General features: G+C 65.2%; 20 protein-coding genes. 8 read left to right on the forward strand and 12 right to left on the reverse strand.

Features of this window, described 5'->3' with window-relative positions; genetic code table 11:
• Positions 1-25 precede the first annotated feature (25 nt).
• On the reverse strand, positions 26-214 hold the full coding sequence (locus ACQR07_RS12310; RefSeq protein ID WP_434868396.1) for a hypothetical protein: 189 nt from the start codon (positions 212-214) through the stop codon (positions 26-28).
• Between the two features lie 392 nt (positions 215-606).
• Between ACQR07_RS12310 and ACQR07_RS12315 the strand changes: the two genes are divergently transcribed.
• Positions 607-1,563: a DUF2336 domain-containing protein gene (locus ACQR07_RS12315; protein ID WP_434902546.1), complete on the forward strand. Its 957-nt coding sequence runs from the start codon at positions 607-609 to the stop codon at positions 1,561-1,563.
• 89 nt (positions 1,564-1,652) lie between these two features.
• Here ACQR07_RS12315 and ACQR07_RS12320 read toward each other — a convergent pair.
• The 4 genes from ACQR07_RS12320 to ACQR07_RS12335 all read right to left on the reverse strand — a co-directional run bounded on the left by ACQR07_RS12320 (position 1,653) and on the right by ACQR07_RS12335 (position 5,280).
• Positions 1,653-2,404, reverse strand: a protein-coding gene (locus ACQR07_RS12320) for an IS5 family transposase (protein ID WP_434902547.1) whose coding sequence is annotated in 2 segments (ribosomal slippage) — positions 1,653-2,074 and positions 2,074-2,404 — 753 coding nt in all. Because the reading frame shifts where the segments join, the coding sequence is not laid out codon by codon here.
• 54 nt (positions 2,405-2,458) lie between these two features.
• Positions 2,459-2,809 carry a DUF1491 family protein gene (locus ACQR07_RS12325; RefSeq protein ID WP_434902548.1) on the reverse strand — a complete coding sequence of 117 codons (351 nt, stop codon included), beginning with the start codon at positions 2,807-2,809 and terminating at the stop codon, positions 2,459-2,461.
• A gap of 52 nt (positions 2,810-2,861) precedes the next feature.
• A complete protein-coding gene (locus tag ACQR07_RS12330; RefSeq protein WP_434902549.1) occupies positions 2,862-3,539 on the reverse strand; it encodes a peptidoglycan-binding domain-containing protein in 678 nt (225 codons plus the stop codon).
• A complete protein-coding gene (locus tag ACQR07_RS12335) occupies positions 3,532-5,280 on the reverse strand; it encodes a PAS domain-containing sensor histidine kinase (protein WP_434902550.1) in 1,749 nt (582 codons plus the stop codon). Before ACQR07_RS12335 ends, ACQR07_RS12330 begins: the two co-directional genes overlap by 8 nt.
• A 459-nt stretch (positions 5,281-5,739) precedes the next feature.
• Between ACQR07_RS12335 and ACQR07_RS12340 the strand changes: the two genes are divergently transcribed.
• Positions 5,740-6,201, forward strand: coding sequence for a DUF5330 domain-containing protein (locus ACQR07_RS12340; protein ID WP_434902551.1), 462 nt, complete (start codon positions 5,740-5,742; stop codon positions 6,199-6,201).
• A 73-nt stretch (positions 6,202-6,274) separates the two neighbouring features.
• Positions 6,275-6,700, forward strand: a complete 426-nt coding sequence (locus ACQR07_RS12345; RefSeq protein ID WP_434902552.1) for a SufE family protein — start codon at positions 6,275-6,277, stop codon at positions 6,698-6,700.
• 13 nt (positions 6,701-6,713) lie between these two features.
• Here the strand turns inward: ACQR07_RS12345 and ACQR07_RS12350 are convergent, their stop codons facing one another.
• Complete coding sequence (locus tag ACQR07_RS12350; protein ID WP_434868389.1) at positions 6,714-7,130, reverse strand: MucR family transcriptional regulator; 417 nt, start codon at positions 7,128-7,130, stop codon at positions 6,714-6,716.
• A gap of 216 nt (positions 7,131-7,346) precedes the next feature.
• Entirely contained in the window at positions 7,347-8,270 is a 924-nt protein-coding gene (locus ACQR07_RS12355; protein ID WP_434902553.1) for a hypothetical protein, read from the reverse strand.
• A 439-nt stretch (positions 8,271-8,709) separates the two neighbouring features.
• Between ACQR07_RS12355 and ACQR07_RS12360 the strand changes: the two genes are divergently transcribed.
• Positions 8,710-10,362 carry a glycosyltransferase family 39 protein gene (locus tag ACQR07_RS12360; RefSeq protein ID WP_434902554.1) on the forward strand — a complete coding sequence of 551 codons (1,653 nt, stop codon included), beginning with the start codon at positions 8,710-8,712 and terminating at the stop codon, positions 10,360-10,362.
• Between the two features lie 105 nt (positions 10,363-10,467).
• Entirely contained in the window at positions 10,468-11,247 is a 780-nt protein-coding gene (locus ACQR07_RS12365; protein ID WP_434868386.1) for a class II aldolase/adducin family protein, read from the forward strand.
• A gap of 117 nt (positions 11,248-11,364) precedes the next feature.
• Here the strand turns inward: ACQR07_RS12365 and ACQR07_RS12370 are convergent, their stop codons facing one another.
• The 3 genes from ACQR07_RS12370 to ACQR07_RS12380 all read right to left on the reverse strand — a co-directional run bounded on the left by ACQR07_RS12370 (position 11,365) and on the right by ACQR07_RS12380 (position 12,855).
• Positions 11,365-11,874 (reverse strand): hypothetical protein, encoded by a 510-nt coding sequence (locus ACQR07_RS12370; RefSeq protein ID WP_434902555.1) that lies wholly within the window; start codon positions 11,872-11,874, stop codon positions 11,365-11,367.
• 88 nt (positions 11,875-11,962) lie between these two features.
• Positions 11,963-12,412, reverse strand: a complete 450-nt coding sequence (locus tag ACQR07_RS12375; protein ID WP_434868384.1) for an Hsp20 family protein — start codon at positions 12,410-12,412, stop codon at positions 11,963-11,965.
• 212 nt (positions 12,413-12,624) lie between these two features.
• Positions 12,625-12,855 carry a hypothetical protein gene (locus ACQR07_RS12380; RefSeq protein ID WP_434902556.1) on the reverse strand — a complete coding sequence of 77 codons (231 nt, stop codon included), beginning with the start codon at positions 12,853-12,855 and terminating at the stop codon, positions 12,625-12,627.
• Positions 12,856-13,414: 559 nt separating this feature from the next.
• Between ACQR07_RS12380 and ACQR07_RS12385 the strand changes: the two genes are divergently transcribed.
• Entirely contained in the window at positions 13,415-14,512 is a 1,098-nt protein-coding gene (locus ACQR07_RS12385) for a trypsin-like peptidase domain-containing protein (RefSeq protein ID WP_434902557.1), read from the forward strand.
• 82 nt (positions 14,513-14,594) lie between these two features.
• On the opposite strand, the gene ACQR07_RS12390 is transcribed toward ACQR07_RS12385, so the two are convergent.
• Complete coding sequence (locus ACQR07_RS12390; protein WP_434902558.1) at positions 14,595-15,998, reverse strand: M20/M25/M40 family metallo-hydrolase; 1,404 nt, start codon at positions 15,996-15,998, stop codon at positions 14,595-14,597.
• A 139-nt stretch (positions 15,999-16,137) separates the two neighbouring features.
• Complete coding sequence (locus tag ACQR07_RS12395; protein WP_434902559.1) at positions 16,138-17,745, reverse strand: helicase HerA-like domain-containing protein; 1,608 nt, start codon at positions 17,743-17,745, stop codon at positions 16,138-16,140.
• Between the two features lie 329 nt (positions 17,746-18,074).
• On the opposite strand from ACQR07_RS12395, the gene ACQR07_RS12400 reads away from it, so the two are divergent.
• Together ACQR07_RS12400 and ACQR07_RS12405 are read left to right on the forward strand one after the other, a co-directional pair.
• Positions 18,075-18,311, forward strand: coding sequence for a hypothetical protein (locus ACQR07_RS12400; protein ID WP_434902560.1), 237 nt, complete (start codon positions 18,075-18,077; stop codon positions 18,309-18,311).
• A gap of 24 nt (positions 18,312-18,335) precedes the next feature.
• The gene (locus ACQR07_RS12405; RefSeq protein WP_434868376.1) at positions 18,336-18,743 is read left to right on the forward strand and encodes a DUF4332 domain-containing protein; all 408 of its coding nucleotides are present in this window, start codon (positions 18,336-18,338) and stop codon (positions 18,741-18,743) included.
• The last annotated feature ends 31 nt before the right edge of the window (positions 18,744-18,774 follow it).

Genomic DNA, 18,774 nt, shown 5'->3' on the forward strand with positions numbered 1-18,774 from the left:
CCGGCATTCCCATGTCTCCAGCCTGTCAGCGACGGCGGCGGCGGCGGCTCGGTGCGGCGCCCTCGCGGGGGCCGCGATCGTCGGTCGAGCTCTCGCGCTCGATCCGAACGACGGGAAGAATAAGGATCGTTCCCATGCCCTCCTTCGGCGCGCCGGTCGCGGCAGGTCGCGCGCGACGCGCAGCATCCGCCGGGAAGTCAATGATGGTCGCCATGTCTACTCTCTTTCGTGCCCGAAGTTCTTACCCCCAAACTCCCCGCTGCCCGAACTTCGCAGGCAGGAGGGCACGCAAAACTGACGATCACGAATGCGCATCACGACGCGACACGCCGCGGCATTCGCACGGAGATGATCAAACCGGCGGCGTGACGTGGCCAAGGCGAGATCATCGAACGGTTCGATTAAGATCAGGACGTGGTTAAGAGGGTCTTAATGCGCGGGCCTCGGACACGGATCGCGTGCAGAGCTCGGGGAAATGGCAAGCCAGCGTTGCGCCTTGGTCTCACCGGGAAAACTCGGCCATCTTCACCGATTGTTTTCCTTAACGCCCCATTAAAACAAGTCGGCTCTAATCGGCGCAACGATTGCCGAAGTTGCGTACCCGACATGACAAGATCATCGCTGTTCCCCGGCTTCGACGGGCTGCTCACGCTCTCGCGACGCGAGGGTGTCGACATCAAACCCACGCTGCTCCGCGTGCTGACCGATCTCTACGTTCAGGCGAGCACACATTCGGCTGATGAGGAGCGGCAATTCATCGAGCTGGTTTCGCGACTGGTCGACGACGTCGATGACGCCACCCGCGCGGCGGTGCGCGCGCGCCTCGCCATCTATCCGGGCACGCCGATCGAGATCCTCGGCAAGCTCGGACTGCGGCCGGCGCAGGACGAGCCCAAGCTGCCGCTCGCCAGCCTGATTCCGCCAGCTCTCCGCGCGCCGTCGCGGTCGCCCGCGCGCGACGATGCAAATTCCGCCGACCTGGCGATGCAGCCGAGGGACGCCGCCGAACTCAGCGAGATGTTCCTGCGCGCCGGCGCGAGGGAGCGCATCGCGATCCTGGAAAATCTGGCCACGGCGCCGTTGAAGCCGGCCGCACCGACGCCGCAGCACCGCGCCGCGCAGGCGATCGAGGCGCTGGAAATGGCGGCCTTCAATGCTGATGTCGAGACGTTCACGATGGAGCTCGGCGAAAGCCTGATCCTGCCCGCACGCGTCACCCAGGAAGTGATGGATGATGCGAGCGGCGAGCCGCTCGCCTGCGCCGCGAAGGCGCTGGGCATGCCGAGCGCGGTGTTCGAGCGGGTGCTGCTGTTCCTCAAGCCGGAGATGGGTCAATCGGTCCAGACCGTGTTCAGGCTGTCGCGCTTCTACGAGCGGCTGAGCGATCGCGCGGCCCTGATCATGGTGGCGGCGTGGCGTGGCGCGGCGATCGCGGCGATCAGGGCGAAGCATCGCCCGGCCCTCTATGACGACGAACGGCAGCATGTTCGCGCCGGCGCGGCGCGGCCAGCGACATCGGTCCGGCCGATCATCCGCACCGGCACCGACGGCTTCAAGCGCTGACGCGCGTCGTCGCCCGCTGCGCGCCGGCGTCGTCAGAATGAGAATGCGTTCGCCAAGCGGACGCTCGACCGGCTAGGGTCTGTGGGGATTCATCGAGAGTTTATCACGGCGGCGGTCAGATGGATCATGGAGGTGAAGCTCTGATCGGTCTTTTCCGCACGCATCGCGATGCGTTTGAACTCTTTGAGCTTTCCAAAGAAGTTCTCGATCAGATGGCGCCATTTGTACATCTCCTTGTCGATGGCGCGCGGCGTTGCGCGACGTGGATGCTGAGAGATGACGACTTTGGCACCGCGCGCATCGAGCTCGGCGATGATGGCGTTGCTATCGAAGGCCTTGTCGGCGATCAGTGCATCGAAGGTCAGTCCCTCGATGAGCGGCGGCACACCTACCGTGTCGAAGCGGTGTCCCGGCAAAAGCACGAAGTGCACCAGGTTGCCGAGGGCGTCGGTGAGCGCCAGGATCTTGGTGGTCATGCCGCCTTTCGAGCGGCCGATCGCTTGATTTTGCGTCCCCCTTTTGCACCCTGACCGTGGCGGTGGACCTTGACGATGGTGGCATCGACCATGGCGTATTCCATATCGGGATCGTCGGAGACGGCTTCGAACAACCGCTTCCAGACATCCGCCTTCGACCAGTCGCGGAAGCGTCTGAAAGTGCTGTTCCAATGGCCGAACGCAGCCGGCAGATCGCGCCAGGGACTGCCCGTGCGCGCAATCCACAGTACCGCTTCGACAAAAAGTCGGTTGTTGTTGCCGCTTCGCCCGGGATCGCCCGGCTTGCCCAGGCAATGCGGCTCAATCTTCGCCCATTGGGCGTCTGTCAGAACGAATCGCTCCATCCAAAGCTTGAATCACGAACAAGTCCGGATGGGAATCCTGTATCCCCACAGACCCTAGGACGAGTCGCGCACGAGATCGAGGAAGTGCCGGCCCTGCTTGTCCTCGGTCTCAACGATCCAGGCGTCCGGATCGAAGCGCTGCTCCTTGACCAGGCGCTCCTCGATCTGCGCTTCCGCGACCGGCTGGGGAGCGATCGCAACGAACAGGCGCTCGATCGGGCGTCTGTCGTCATAGACGGTCTGCGGCGCAGGAACGTAGAGCTGGGCCGTGCCGTCCATCAGCGCGACCTTCACGAACGCCGCCCCCGCCTCCTCGGCGCCACGCCGGCGGACTGCGCTGAATGCGCCCGCCGACTGACAGCGGCGCAGATAGGCGCTGACCCAGATGCTCGTCTTCAGGCGCATGATGATTCAAGCCGAGTGATCGCGTGCCGTGATCGGCAGCCGCCCGCCTGCTCTATTCGATCGGATGACCGATGACAATTGCGAGCTCGCGCACGAGGCGATCCGTCACCTGCCCCGTCACCGGCAGCTTGCGCTCGCGCTCGAACTTCTGGATCGCGGCCTGGGTGTCGGTGCCGATCATCCCCGTCGGCTTCAGCTGACCGTAGCCATAATCGGTCAGCGCGCGCTGAACTGCGGCGACGCGGCGTGCATTGCCGCCCTGCGTCGGCTGCCCGCGTGAGGCGCCCTGGCCACCGCTGACCGAGCGCACGAGATCGGCAAGCGGATCGGCATATTTCTGATCGGATCGCGCATCGGCGGCCCTCTGTTCCGCAGCCCGGGTTTCAGGAGGCCGCGTCTCGATCACCTTCGGATCGAACGGCGAGATATCGGCCTCCATCGGCCGCGGCCGCGGCAACGGATTCGCGCTGGTGAGAACCGGAGGGATCGTGACGATCGAACCGAACATCGGTGCGGGATGCGGTCCCGATTGCAGGAACACGGCATTGACGATGATCGCACTGCCCGCCGCACAGGCCAGCAGCCCCGCGAACAGATCCTTCGGACTGTGGAGCATGGCCCGCATCAGCCAGCCGCGCTCCTCCGCGACGTCGATCGCGGCCGCGGCGGCCCTGGCACGCTTGCGGCGGCGCGGCGGCGCCTCATCCTCGTCTGCAGCTCGTCTAGGCACTCTTCTTCACCTGAATCATCGGCCCGGCCTGGGCGGATCGCGTCGGCGACAACGGCGTCACGGTGGCGGTCGCCGCAGCAAGGCAATCGATGGGAAGTCCGATCGTGACCGTCGTTCCCTCGTCGAGCTTGCTTTCTATCGACATTTCACCGCCGTGCAAGTTCACGAGACTCTTCACGATCGAGAGACCGAGCCCGGTTCCCTCGTGACGCCGCTGATAGGTCTTGCCGGCCTGGAAGAACGGATCGCCGATTCGCTTGAGATCATCGGCCGCAATGCCGACGCCGGTGTCGGTGACGCGCAGCAGCAGCCGCGACCCGTCGACGCCGGCCGACACCGCGACGCGACCGCCGCGCTCGGTGAACTTGATGGCGTTCGAAACCAGGTTGATCACGATCTGCTTGAAGGCGCGCGGATCGCCAGTGATCATGGGAAGATCCTGCGGCACATCGGCCGACAGATCGACGCCGTTTTCCCGCGCGCGCAGCGCCAGCAGATTGCAGCAATTGATCAGCGCGGCACGGGGCACGAACGGCTCCGGCGTCAGCTCGAAATTGCCCGACTCCATCTTCGACATGTCGAGGATGCCGTTCACGACGGACAGCAGATGCTGGCCGGAATCGTTGATCAGCTGAGAATATTCGCGACGCCGTGCCGGATTCAGCATCAGCGTCTGCTCCTGCATCAGCATGTCCGAGAAGCCGATGATGGCGTTGAGCGGCGTACGCAACTCATGGCTCATCGTGGCGAGGAACCGCGTCTTGGCCGCATCGGCGCGTTCGGCCGCACTGCGAGCCAGCTCGAGCGCCTGCTCCTGCAGCTTGCGATCGGTGACGTCGCGCATGACCGCGACGACCTCCTGATCCGATCCGCTTGGCACTGGGCCGGCGGCATCGAGCGGACGGCAGCGCATTTCGACCCAGATGAAATCATGCGTGGCGCGCTGCTCGCCGGCAGCATCACGCCGCAGGCGGAACTCGACGCTCGACGCTTCACTGCCGCGCGCCGCTTCCGACAACGCCGTGAGATAGGCCGGGCGATCGGCGACGTGAACACGCTCGAACAGGCCGTGGCCATGCAGCTGGGTCACGGGCGCGCCGAGCAGATTCTCGACCGCGGGCGAGATGAACATGACCGCGCCGTTGCGGCGGTGACGGGAAATCACGTCGCTCATGTTGCGCGCGAGCAGACGATAGCGCTCCTCCTCTCTCGAGAGCAGCGTCACGCTGGTGCGCGCCAGCGCGTCGGCGGCGAAGGCGAGCACGGCAGCATAGAGCGTAGCCGAGGCGACGCCGAAGGCGAGCAGGCTCGTGCGCAACGCCGGATTGGTCTCCGGCTTCGGCAGCCAGCCCAGATGACCGACGAGAATCAGCAGCAGCGCGCAGGACAGCGCCAGCGCCGCCGAGAACAGCACGACGCGGCGCGACGCCGAGAACGCCGCTTCCAAGGGAATGACGATCAGCCACACGGCGGCGAAGGATTCGATGCCGCCGGTCTCGACCGACACCGCCATGATCAGCCCTGACAAGGCCAGCGACGACAGCGCGCAGGCGCTCTCATAGCGGCCGGTCCGCGACAGATACCAGGACAGCAGAATGGGTGCGATCAGCCAGGCGAGCGCGCCGACTTCCAGCGCGCTCGGCGCGCCGCGCATCGCGAGATAAGCGGGGAAGACGGCGAAGGCGGCGAGGCTGCCGAGCAGGCGCGGAGCGATGAAGGCGCGATGGCGCGCGCGCGTCATCGCATCAGTTCGAGCCGATGGATGCAACAAGGCATCAAGACAATCGCGGATGATACTCAACACACTCACGGCTCTCGCGCCTCGGCCTGTCGGTCGCTCTTCGGAAGCGAAGAACGCGCCGGGACGCCCCCTGTCGTCGGAAGTCACCGTGTCAGACTCGCATTAAGCGAACGCTAAGGGCCAGGATGCGGCAACGGCGCCATTCGGACGGGATGGTGAATGCATCGTTTCCGGCCGCGCGGACGGTTGCGAAAGCGTCGCGATCTCCAGCCGGTTGCATCTCGATTTCCGCTCACGCCAACGAAAAATTTACGCCGAAAAAAGTTCCGACCTCCGCTTCGCGAATTCTCAACCAATTGGGCGCAATCCAAGAGACGCGACATAGAACAAGGCAGCTGTGGATCTCGACGGCGTCGGTGGGGACAGGCGCGAGATTGCAGGGACGGTCGGGGTTGCGTGATGTTCTTTCTGCTTCGAATGGCATTCTGGCTCGGGCTCGTGCTCGTGCTGCTGCCGCGCGAGAAGAGCCCTGACACCGACAAGCTGCCGCAGATCCATGCGCACGAAGCGGTGCAGGCCGCGACCGCCGCCGTCTCCGACATGAGCCAGTTCTGCAAGCGCCAGCCGCAGGCCTGCGAGGTCGGAGGCCAGGCCGCCACCGTGATCGGCCACCGCGCCCAGGAGGGTGCGCGCAAGATCTATCAGATCATCACCGACAAGCCCGAAGCCGCTGAGAAATCCGGCCCCGCCGACAAGTTCATCGGGCAGGTGAAGCCGTCCAGTCTCGACAAGCGTCCCAACGATCACACCGGCTCGATCGACGCGCCCGTGGTCGAGGATGTGCCGGCCGGCGCGGCGACGGTGGACACGCTGTCTGTCGATGACCTCGCGGCCGAATGGCACCTGCCACCGACGCCCTGACACACGGAACCGCTGTCGCTTTCGACCCGCCGAGCGCCTATATAAGAGCTCGAATTGGGATATTGAGAGCACCATGACGATCGATGAGATCCGCGACAATTTCGCCCTGCTTGACGATTGGGACGATCGCTACCGCTACGTGATCGAGCTCGGCCGGACGCTGGCGCCGATGCCCGAGGACGAGCATTCCGCTGCCAACAAGGTGCAGGGCTGCGCGAGCCAAGTCTGGCTGTCCCGTCACGCCGATCATAGCGGCGCCGCGCCGATCCTCAACTATCTCGGCGACAGCGATGCCCACATCGTGCGCGGCCTGATCGCGATCCTGCTCACGCTGTATTCGGGCCGGACCCCGCAGGACATTCTGAAAGTCGACGCGCCGGCCGTGTTTGACGAGCTCGGGTTCCGCGAGCACCTGACACCGCAGCGCTCCAACGGGCTGCGCTCGATGGTCGAGCGCATCCGCTCCGACGCCCGCGAAGCGCTGGCCGCGGCGTCCTGAACCGGTTCCGCGGCTATTTCTCGCGCTCGGGCCGCTGCTGGCCGAGGCCCATCTTCTTGGCGAGCTGAGAGCGGGTCACCGCGTAGTTCGGGGCCACCATCGGATAGTCCGGCGGCAGGTTCCATTTGTCGCGGTATTGCTCGGGCGTCATGTTGTACTGGGTCCGCAGATGCCGGCGCAGCGACTTGAAGCGCTTGCCGTCCTCGAGACAGACCAGATAGTCCGCGTGGATCGACTTCTTCACCGGCACGGCCGGTCGCGCCGGCTCCGGCGCCGGCTCGCTGCGGCCGGACGCGACCCGCGTCAGCGCCGCATGGACCTGGCTGATCAGCGAAGGAATTTCGGCCGCCGGCGTCGGATTGTTGCTGAGATAGGCCGAGACGATGTCGGCCGTCAGATCGATGAAGCTCTTGCCGGCCCCGTCCGTCATGTCCCCCTCGCCACGCTTTGTCCGGTGACTATCATTCGCAAGTATCGCTCCGATCGAGCGACCGCGTTGTCCGGCAATTCTCCAGTCAATATGGGCAAATGACTGGCGAAATGACAAGAAGGTGAAGACCTCTTCTTGAGAAGATCTGTCCAGATCGCAGTATCGGTTGCCTTATACCAAGCTTTCGCGATCGGGCCCCGTGACGCCAGGCGCCGCTCAGCCGCGGCCCTCGAGGTGGGTGCGCAGTTCGTCGATCGAGGCGAAGCGCATCATCCCCTCTGGCATTTGCGCTTCGATCGAGCCATCCGAATAGAGCGAATAGGCCATCCCATCGACGACACCGGATTTGACGATCACGACGGAAGGCGGGGCCTCTGCTGCCGGCGGCTCAGGCTCGGGCGCGGGTTCGGGCTCGACGAAGGCGGGCGCGGCGCGGGTGAAGCGGCGCGGAAAAGGCGGCCGCGGCGCGTCGCTCTCGCGGGCCCGTTCCGATCTCGACCAGCCATCCTCGAAAGCCGGTGGCGCAGGTTCGGCCGGCGACGGCTCGTCGACCGGGGCAGCCGGTGGCTCACTCAGGGGCGGCGAACGGAAATCGGAGCCGAGCGCTTCCGCGCCGCGCTTTTCCGCACGCTCCCGCTCGCGGCGCGAGGTCGAGGCGAACAACAGGTTGCGCTTTGGCCGCTCCACCGGCTCCGCCGCAACCTCCTCGCCGGCAGGCTCCGGCGTGGCGGGACGCAGCGGCAGGCCCAGCGGCGACGACGGCGACGGCGCGGACGACAGCGGCGAGGCGAGATCCGGCATCCGCGGGCGCAGCCGCGACGAGCCGCTCTCCCGCCAGAGCTCCTCGGTCGGCGGCACCGGCGGAGGCTCGAGCTCGGGCCGTTTGCCGAGGGCCGGCAGCTGCAGCGGCCGGACCTCGTCTGACGCCGGGCGTTGCTGCCGCAACCGGCTCGAGATGATCTTCAGCTCGTTGAGAACGGCCGACAGTGCAATCAGGAGCAAGCCGCTGCAGACGCCGAGAGTGCCGGACTGGATCAGCGTGTTCCCGACGCTGAAGTCCTTGATCGGAATTCCATAGGCGATCGCCCCGAGCCCGGCCAAGACGGCAAGGGCCCCAGCGACCAACATAGCACTCATCATCGAACCCATCCTCTAATGCGTCAGTCCCGGACGGCGTCCGACCCTTATCACATGAGTTAGCCTGCGGTTGCCCGCGTCCCCTGACCGGATTTTAGTCGAAATCCGCGACAATTTGCAGCAGAAGTTCGGTCGCTGCGCCGCACCATCCCCGTCAAAACCACTAGATGCGCCACGATCATGACACAATCTCCTCCGGCAACCCGTGGAACCAGCTTGGGTTCCTCCGGGTTTGTCCCGTGCCGCTGGTTCAGGACGCGTTCATGTCGCTGTGGCAATATGGCGCCAAGCAGCCGAAATTCGGGTCCCTGCTGCAGTGCGATGGACGCGTGACGCTCATATTTCCGACACCTCGAAAATCGGGACGCGCTATACGCAGGTGGGGAAACAGACCTGAAGCGCGGAAGCGGGGTCGTTGGGGGACGCCGGGTCACTATCAGCCATGACATCGATAACCACTTCGGTCCTCGAGACGCCGACACGGCGGACACTCGAGCGGACTTGTGACGATCTCGCCATGTTCGTGCTCGCCGCCGTCACGGTGGTGGCCGGACTGACGTTCCGGGATTACGGCCTGGGCTGGGACGATTACACCCATGCCGAGTACGCCGATCTGTTGCTGCGCATGTACGGTTCCGGTTTCAGGGACACGGCGGCGCTGTCGTTCGCCAATCTCTATATGTACGGCGGCGGGTTCGACATGGTTGCAGCGCTGCTGCACAAGATCCTGCCGCTGGAATTGTTCGAGACGCGGCGGCTGGTCGGCGCGATCGTCGGGCTGATTGGCCTTGCCGTCACCTGGCGGCTGGCGCGCCGCATCGGCGGCGCCGTGGCCGGCGTGGCGGCCCTGCTGCTGCTGGCGCTGTGCCCGATCTTCTACGGCCACATGTTCATGAACCCGAAGGATGCCCCCTTCGCGGTCGCCATGGTCGTCCTGCTGATGGGGATGGTCCGCCTGGCCGACGAGTATCCCTACCCCTCGCCGCGCACGGTGCTGATCCTCGGGCTCGGCGCGGGCTTCTCGATCGGCTCGCGCATCCTCGGCGGCATGGCCGTGGTCTACGCCCTGGTCGGCTTCATGCCCCTGCTGCTGGAGGAATACCGCAAGCAGGGCGCGCGCGAGGCGATCCGCCGTTTTGCCCACGTGCTTTATGTTCTGATCCCCGGCCTGATCCTGGGCTATCTGGTCATGGGCCTGATCTGGCCGTGGTCGATCATCGAACCGGCCAATCCGTTGCGCGCCCTGACCTACTTCTCGCACTTCTTCGAGAAGCCGTGGAAGGAGATGTTCGACGGCGCGCTGGTGTCGGTTCCCGACATGCCCTGGTCCTATCTGCCGACGCTGTTCGCGCTGCAGATGCCCGAACTGATGATCGCGCTGTTCGTGGCCGGCGTGGTGGCCTCGTTGATGTCGCTGTCGCGGCCCGACATGCCGGCCCGCCAGAAGACTGTCCTGTTGATGCTGACCTTGGCGGCGACGCTGCCGGTGCTGATCGCGATCGTCAAACGCCCGGCACTCTACAACGGCATCCGCCACTTCGTGTTCGTGATCCCGCCGATGGCGCTGCTCGGTGGCGTCGCCTTCGCCTGGCTGTTGTCCTGGCTCAACGCCGACGAGCGTCGCAGCTGGCAGCCGGTGGCGATCGCAGCCTTCTGCTTCGGCCTGCTGCTGCCGCTCGCCGAAATGATCCGCCTCCACCCCTATCAGTACACCCACTTCAACTTCATCGCCGGTACCGTGCGCGAAGCCGACACTCGCTTCATGCTCGATTACTGGGGGCTGGCGCTGAAGCAGGCCTCGGACGGGCTCAAGGAACAGCTCGACGAACGCCAGGAGGTGCCGCCGATCGGGCACAAATGGAAGGTCGCGGTGTGTGGTCCGCAGCGCCCGGCCCAGGTCGCGCTCGGCCCCGACTTCACCATCGGCTGGGACAGCCACGCAGCGGATTTCGCCATGACGCTCGGCGAGTTCTACTGCAAGGGACTGACCGCGCCTGTCATGGTCGAGATCAAGCGCGACGACGTCGTGTTCGCCCGGGTCTACGACATCCGTGGCCGCAGCATTTCGAGCCTGCTATCGATCCCCGCGCCCTGACGCGATCGGCTCAGCCAAACGACATGACAGCCCTCCCGGCTCCGCGCCTTGCCGAGCCGGGAGAGGCCGCTTACGCTCCGACCAAGCAAGAGATCGGAGGATGCCATGTCGCCCGCGGAAGCCCGCCTGAAGGAAGTCCCGTCGAACATGACGGAAGCGGAGTGGTCGCAGCGGGTCAATCTCGCCGCCGCCTACCGCCTGGTCGCGATGTTCGGCTGGGATGATCTGGTCGACACCCACATTTCGGCCCGCGTGCCCGGACCCGAGCATCACTTCCTGATCAATCCCTATGGCCTGTTGTTCGAGGAGATCACCGCCTCGAGCCTGATCAAGGTCGACCTCTACGGCAACCAGCTCTCCGAGAGCGAGTACAGCATCAACCCGGCGGGCTTCACCATCCATTCCGCGATCCACGAGGTGCGCGAGGATGCCGGCTGCGTCATCCATCTGCACACGCTGGACGGCGTGGCCGTGTCGAGCTGCGCCGACGGCCTGCTGCCGCTGAACCAGATCGCGCAATATGTCACCCACGACCTCGCCTATCACGACTATGAAGGCGTGGCGCTGGATCATGACGAGCGGCCGCGGCTGCAGCGCGACCTCGGCACCAAGAACTGCATGCTGCTGCGAAATCACGGCACGCTGACGGTAGGCCGCTCGGTCGCCTCGGCCTTCGAGCGCATGTATCACCTGGAGCGCGCCTGCTCGATCCAGGTTCGCACGCGCACGCTCGGTCCGTCGGCCTATCCTGTCCGCGACGAGGTGATCGACAAGAATGCCAAGCTGTTCGACAACGAGGAGCGCGTCGAACTCCGCTCCACCCAGTTGGTCTGGCCGCCGCTGCTGCGCCGGCTCGATCGGGTCAATCCCGGCTACCGGAATTGATTTTCGCGCGCTGATCGGCTAACAAGAGCCCATCACCCTCTACGCTTTTTGGAATGAAACGCCGTCCAATTCCGGGCGGCGTTTTTGCGTTTGGCTTGAGTCAGATCGAGCTCGCGCTCACGACTGCGGCCCGCAAAGCCCCTTCAGCTCTGCGGCCAGACGCCGTTCGACGAACCGGCGCTCGTGATCGGCAAGCTTGGTCGCCAGCAGCCGGCGATAACGCCGCACGTTGGCCTCCCGGGAAAACCGCAGGCGGGCGGCCGGCCGCATCCGGACGCTCGCCGCGCCCGGCCACGTCTCCGTGGCACCAACGGCTTCGACGTCGACCCGCGGAACGATGCGCATGGCTGCACCACCGCCCGGCCGTGGCGGCTGATCCTCGCGGTCGAGCTGCCGCAACGCGCTCAGGATGTCGGCCAGATGCAGCGGACGCGCGATGCCGGGGATCTTGCGCAGGCCCGGCCGCGACTCGACGGCGTACATGTCCGAGGCCCAGGACGACAGGATCAGCCGCTTCTCGGCGATTGAAAGCCTGGCGTCGTTCAGCAGGTTCGTCGGGGATGCATAATGCGAGACCGGGTGGAAAGCAGCCCCGCCAGCGGTGATCGAAAGACTGCGCTCGCTCATGAGATGTCTCCTCCTACGCTCCTTTCACGAGAGACGAATGATGACGGACGCGGGCGACGTGGCGCCCGCGTCGCAGACCAGAGCTAGTTCAGGCCGCCTTCTGCCGTGCGATCTGCTCCACCGGCGGCGTGCCGATCGCAATTCGCCGCGGCTTCATCGCCTCGGGAATTTCCCGCACGAGCTCGATGCGCAGCAGGCCATTATCGAACGAGGCGCTGGTGACCTGCACGTAGTCGGCAAGATTGAACTGCCGCTTGAACGGCCGCGCCGAGATGCCCTGATAGAGGTACTCGCGGCTCTCCATGTCGGCCTTGCGCCCTTCCACGGTGAGCACGTTGTGCTCGGCCGTGATGGCGAGTTCGTCCGGCGCGAAGCCGGCCAGCGCCAACGAGATCTGATAGCGGTCCTCACCAAGCCGCTCGATATTGTAGGGAGGATAATTGTCCTCGACGGCGCGCTGCGTCTCGTCGAGCATGTCGAACAGGCGGTCGAACCCGATGGTGGAGCGCCACAGCGGGGCGAAGTCATAAGTCCTCATAGCCAAGTCCTCCTAGGAGCAAGATGGATACGAAGGAGCGCCGGCCGATGCGGGATTCCGAGGACCAACAACCGGTCAGCGCCCAGATCACAACCGGGCCCTGATGGCACCCGGCGCCGCCGAAGCGGCGAAAAACGAATTAGAAAAAGCCGAAGCCGATTTCAAGAGGTGGCCTTCGATTTTTTTGTCGCATCTCCTGCGGCGAGTTGCCGTCAGGCGGCCACCGCCGACAGCCGCTGCAGCCGCATCGTGGCCTCGCGCAGCACGCTGACCAGCCGGTCGCGCTCGCGGGCGTCGAGATCGCCCTGCGACAACACCGTCTGGCAATGCGCGACGACGCGCTGCTCGCTGGCGATCAGGAAGCGGGTCAGGCGCCGGGGATCCGTCGCGCTCATGACAGCGGCCGGATTCGGCGGCGGATGGTCGTACTGCCACGAAGGCATGATCGCCCCTGCCCAAGAGCGCTGGGCCAACTCCGGGCGGCGCGTCAGCGCGGCCGCACCTCCCGTCGATCGTCTGTCCGCCGCGAGCGCGGCCGGGTCCGATGATTGTGGCCGGTTCTGGACGGTTTGCGATCGTAGCGCTGTTAGATAGCCGCCTGTTGTGGCCGATCCACGGCCAACCGCGGCGGCCCGTGCTTTTCTCTTCGTTGGGTCGGGCAATCGCGGCGGCGCCCTCTTCGGCCCGTCAGCCAGCGGTGCCTCGCTAGTGACTGGCAGCGCAGCAAATAACGATCGATGCGGCGCACGAGCACGCGGTCGCGCAATGGACGGAACTGCATGCACATCCTCCTTTACAGGTCAGCGATGTCATAGGACCCGGCTTCCATGAGGTCTCCGGGCGACGCACGACTTGGGAAAGCCGAACTTTGCGTTCAAGAGGGTCACCCAAAATTTTGGGACACCCTGCTGGAACGATTGCCAGGACTGCTCTTGACCGGAGCCGCCGTCCTGACCAGTTCTACCAGCGCCAAAATCCGCCCCATCCTGTCGAGGAAAGACGATGCAGCTTCTGCGTTGTGTCCGGCCTTTGGTCCTGATGCCGGCTATTGTGCTCTCGCTCCTGGCAAGCCCTGCCCCGGCTCAGATCCCCGATCTCAAGCTCGGTCGCGTGCCGACGCTGGCTCCGCTGGTCAAGGAGGTCACCCCCGCGGTCGTCAACATCTCGGTCGAGGGCAAGATCCGGCAGGACAATCCGCTCTATCAGAACTCGCGATCCCGCGACTTCAGCGACATCCCCAAGCAGGTCGAGCGGCAGATCAGCGCCACCGGCTCGGGCGTGATCGTCGATGCGCAGCGCGGCTATGTGATGACGGCCAACCACGTCGTCGAACATTCCGACATGGTGCAGATCAGGACGAAGGACGGCCGCAGATTCGCCGCACGCCTTGTCGGGCGTGATCCCGCCACCGACATCGCGCTGTTGCAGATGGAGGATCCCGCCGATCTCAGGGCGATCGCGTTCGGCAACAGCGACGCGCTCGAGGTCGGCGACTTCGTGATCGCCGTCGGCAATCCCTTCGGCCTGGGACAGACCGTGACCTCCGGCCTGGTCAGCGCACTCGGGCGCACCGGGCTCGGCAAGCAGGGCTATGAGGATTTCATCCAGACCGATGCCGCGATCAATCCCGGCAATTCCGGCGGCGCACTGATCAATCTGCGCGGCGAGCTGGTCGGCATCAACACCGCCATCATTTCGCCCGGCGGCGGCAATGTCGGCATCGGTTTCGCGGTGCCGATCAACATGGCGCGCCGGGTGATGGAGCAACTGGTCGTCAACGGCCGCGTCGATCGCGGCCGCATCGGCGTCACGCTGCTCGACCTGGACTCGACGACAGACGGCCGCGTCGTCGGCGCGCGCGTCGCCGACGTGACCGCAGGCTCGCCGGCCGAGCGTGCGGGACTGCGCAAGGGCGACATCATCGTCAAGGCGAACGACATGCCGGTGCGCAGCGCGACGCAGGTTCGCAATTTGATCGGACTGACGCCGGTCGGGCAGCGCGTCCGACTCGTCTACGAACGCGACCGCGCACTCGGCAATGCGACCGTGGAGGTCGCGCCGGTCGCTGACGACCGCGCGCGGGCGCGGACGTCGGGCTGAGACTGCCCTGCTCTCGCGAAACAAAAATGGCGGGAGAGGACACCTCTCCCGCCATCGAACCTGTGATCTTTGGTTTAGAGCATCAGCGCGGCATCTCTGCGAGCGCGGCGAGAATGCGCGCCCAGGAGCGGATGCCCTTGTGGTAGCTCTTCAGGTCGTACTTCTCGTTCGGCGAATGGATGTTGTCGTCGTCGAGACCAAAGCCGACCAGGAGCGAGTCGAGGCCGAGCGTCTTCTTGAAGTCGGTGACGATCGGGATCGACGCGCCCGACCCCATCAGGATGGTCTCCTTGCCCCACTCGTCCGTCAGCGCCTGCTTGGCGGCGGCGAGCGGCTTCATCGTCCAGTCGAGCGCGATCGCCGCGCCCGCCGAATGATCGCCGAACTCGACCGAGCAGTCGCCGGGAATGCGCGCCGAGACGTAGTCGCGGAACGCCTTGCGGATCGTGAGCGGGTCCTGGCCCTCGACCAGGCGGAACGAGACCTTCGCATGGGCCAGCGACGGGATCACCGTCTTCGAGCCCTCGCCGATATAGCCGCCCCAGATGCCGTTGATGTCGCAGGTCGGCCGCGACGAGATCTGCTCGATCAGCAGGCGATCCTTCTCGCCGGCCGGGATCGACAGGCCGATCGGCTTGAGGAAACTCTCGGGCGTCAGGTTCAGCTTCTTCCACTGCTCCAAGACCTCGGGCGGCACGTCCTTCACGCCGTCATAGAAGCCGGGAATCGTGATCCTGCCATTCGCATCGAACAATCCGCCGAGCACCTCGGTCAGCACCCGGATCGGATTGCGCGCGCCGCCACCGAACACGCCAGAATGCAGGTCGCGATTGGCGGCCTTGATCTTCACCTCTTCATACAACAGCCCGCGCAGCGAGGTGGTGATCGCCGGCGTGTTCGGGTCCCACATGCCGGTGTCGCAGACCAGCGCGAAGTCGGCCTTGAACTCGTCCTTGTTGGCTTCGAGGAACGGCACGAAATTCTTCGAGCCGACCTCTTCCTCGCCCTCGATCAGCACCGTGATGTCGAGCGGCAGCGAGCCCGTGACCTTCTTCCAGGCGCGGCAGGCCTCGACGAAGGTCATCAGCTGGCCCTTGTCGTCCTCGGCGCCGCGCGCGACGATGATCTTGCGGCCGTCGGCATGGTCGGTGACGACAGGCTCGAACGGCGGCCGGTGCCAGAGATCGAGCGGATCGACCGGCTGCACGTCGTAATGGCCGTAGAACAGCACGTGCGGCTTGGCCGCGCCGTGGCCGTTGCTCTTGCCGACCACGGCTGGATGGCCCGCGGTCGGGCGCACCTCGGTCGCAAAGCCGAGCGTCGCAAGATCCTTGGCCAAATGGTCGGCGGCCGCCTTGCAATCGGCCGCGAACGCAGGATCGGCCGAGATCGACTTGATGCGGATCAGGGAGAACAGCCGTTCCAGGCTGTTGTCGAAGTCGGCATCGACGTGGTCGAGAACGGATTGCAGCTGCGCATTGGCCATGGGCACCGGAGTCCTTGCAAATGAAGACGATTGGGTTGCTTGTAGCTCCGATGCGCAGCCCGGACCAGCCTCCTCCGTGACGCGTGGGAACGCGTCCGGCCGCACTCGGGGCATCACACCGGCTGGAACAGGCCTGCGATCAACGCCGCAGCAAACTGCCCAGCGCGCCGCGCACCAGGCTGCGGCCGATCGAGCCGCCCAGGGAGCCGCCGACCTGCTTGCCGAGATCGGCCGCGATGCCGCCGACCACCTTGTCGGTAACCGAGCGGGCGACGTTGCGCGCGATCACCTGCGTGGTCGACAACTGTCCGCGCTTGACGTTGGTGCCGAAGATGGTCGCTGCGATGTCGCCGATCTTGCCGAGCACGCTGCCGGACGACGGGTCCGCGGTCGCGGCGGTTCCGGTAATGCGCTTCTGGAGCATCTCATAGGCGGACTCCGCATCGACCTCGGTGTCGTATTTGCCCTTCACCGGACTTGCGTCCATGATCGCCTTGCGCTCCTCCGGCGTGATCGGCCCGATCCGCGCCGACGGCGGCCGGATCAGCACGCGCTCGACCATCGCCGGCGTGCCGTTGCCTTCGAGGAACGACACCAGCGCCTCGCCCTTGCCGAGCTCCATGATCACCTTGGCGGTGTCGAGCTTCGGATTGGGGCGGAAGGTGTCGGCAGCGGCCGCCACCGCCTTCTGGTCGCGCGGGGTGAAGGCGCGCAGTGCATGCTGCACACGGTTGCCCAACTGCCCGAGCACGCGGTCAGGAACGTCGAGCGGGTTCTGCGTGACGAAATACACGCCGACACCCTTGGACCGGATCAGACGCACCACCTGCTCGATCTTGTCCATCAGCGCCTTCGGCGCATCGGTGAACAGCAGATGCGCCTCGTCGAAGAAGAAGACCAGCTTGGGTTTCGGCAGATCGCCGACCTCGGGCAATTCCTCGAACAGTTCGGACAGCATCCACAGCAGGAAGGTCGCGTACAAGCGCGGGTTCTGCATCAGCTTGTCGGCGACCAGGATGTTGACCATGCCGCGACCGTCGCGGTCGGTCTTCATGAAATCCTTCAGAGCCAGCGCCGGCTCGCCGAAGAACTTCGTGCCGCCCTGGTTCTCCAGCACCAGCAGCTGGCGCTGGATGGTGCCGACGGTGGCGCGCGTGACGTTGCCGAACGACTGTGCCGCCTTGCGGATCGGCGCCAGCGGATCCGCATCGGCATCAGCGCCCTTCTTCGCTTCCGGGATGATGGCGTCGAGCAGCGCGCGCAGATCCTTCATGTCGATCAGCGTGAGGCCGTTCTCGTCGGCGACGCGGAAGGCGACGTTGAGAACGCCCTCCTGGACGTCGTTGAGATCGAGCATGCGTGCGAGCAGCAGCGGCCCCATCTCGGTGACGGTGGCGCGCACCGGATGACCTTGCTCGCCAAACACGTCCCAAAATACCGTCGAGAACTCATCCGCCTGATAGGTCAGCCCGAGATCGCTGGCGCGCTTGAGGATGAAGTCCTTCGCTTCTCCGGGACGCGAGATGCCGGAGAGATCGCCCTTGATATCAGCAGCGAACACGGGGACGCCGGCCCGCGCAAAGCCTTCGGCCATCACCTGCAGCGAGACGGTCTTGCCGGTGCCGGTCGCGCCGGTGACGAGTCCGTGCCGATTGGCGAACGCGAGCGACAGCCAGGCCGGCTGTTCGCCACGACCTACGAGGATCTTGTCGTCGGTGTCGCCGAGTGACGTTCCGGATGGTGCCATGATGATCCGTCTTTCGATGTATGATCGTTCCGCATCGCACGTGATGCGAAGCATCGCGTACCACTAACATATTTTAGTTTTGGGTCTTGGAACCAGCCGCAGATTGCCTCACCGCAACGTCCGCGCCGTCCCTAACATGCTGCCGCCCGGACCGCACATTCGTCGGTAGATTCAACATCTGGTCTTGCATCGCTGCAACAGTTGATCGTCGATCGCGAATCGATTCGCCAACCGCACCTGCTCGTCGCTTGTAATTCATGGTTCGCCCGATCAAGATGAATTCAGCGAGGACGTCCGGTCTTGGGGGGCCGGATGAAGACGGGGTTCACATGAACGAGCTGATTGAGCCGCTGGCCAGAACGGCCGGCATCGATGGAGCCGTGCCTAACAGGCCTACCGCACCGCCGACCTGCGTTCTGCCCGACGTCCTCAGCAACGATCCGCCGCGACGACTGCCGCATCGTTTCTCCGCGCATGAACCTTTCGGGCTCGGCGGCGACACCATCAAAGCGGCCCTGATGGGCATGGTGGCGGCTCGCACACCCTGCCCGAGCCATTTCGCCTGAAGCACCTTTGCGCGCCTGAGTATCATGACATATCCGATCACCGAACTCGAAGGCATGACGACCTTCTATGCCTCGAAGCTGAAAGCTTTGGGCATCCGGACCACCGATGGATTTCTCGAGGCCGCGCGCACCGTGAAGGGACGCAAGACGCTGGCCGCCAAAACCGGCATCAACGAACAGCAGTTGCTCGATTGGGCCAACGGCGCCGATTACATGCGCATTCCGGGCATGGGGAAGGCGAAGGTCTGCCTGGTCCGCGCCGCCGGCGTCACGACGGTTCGCGAGCTGGCACACCGCAATCCCGCCCGACTCGCGCAGAACATCAAGGAAGTGAACACGCGGCGGAAGCTGGTCCGGATCCTGCCGTCCGAGAAATCCGTCGGCCAGTTGATCGAGAAGGCCCGCCGGCTGGAGCCGAAGATCAGCTACTGATCCCCTGCCCGCCTCCCGCGCGACTTGTGCA

Origin of the sequence: Bradyrhizobium sp. HKCCYLS20291, assembly GCF_051167715.1 — a bacterium.
Taxonomy (GTDB): domain Bacteria; phylum Pseudomonadota; class Alphaproteobacteria; order Rhizobiales; family Xanthobacteraceae; genus Bradyrhizobium.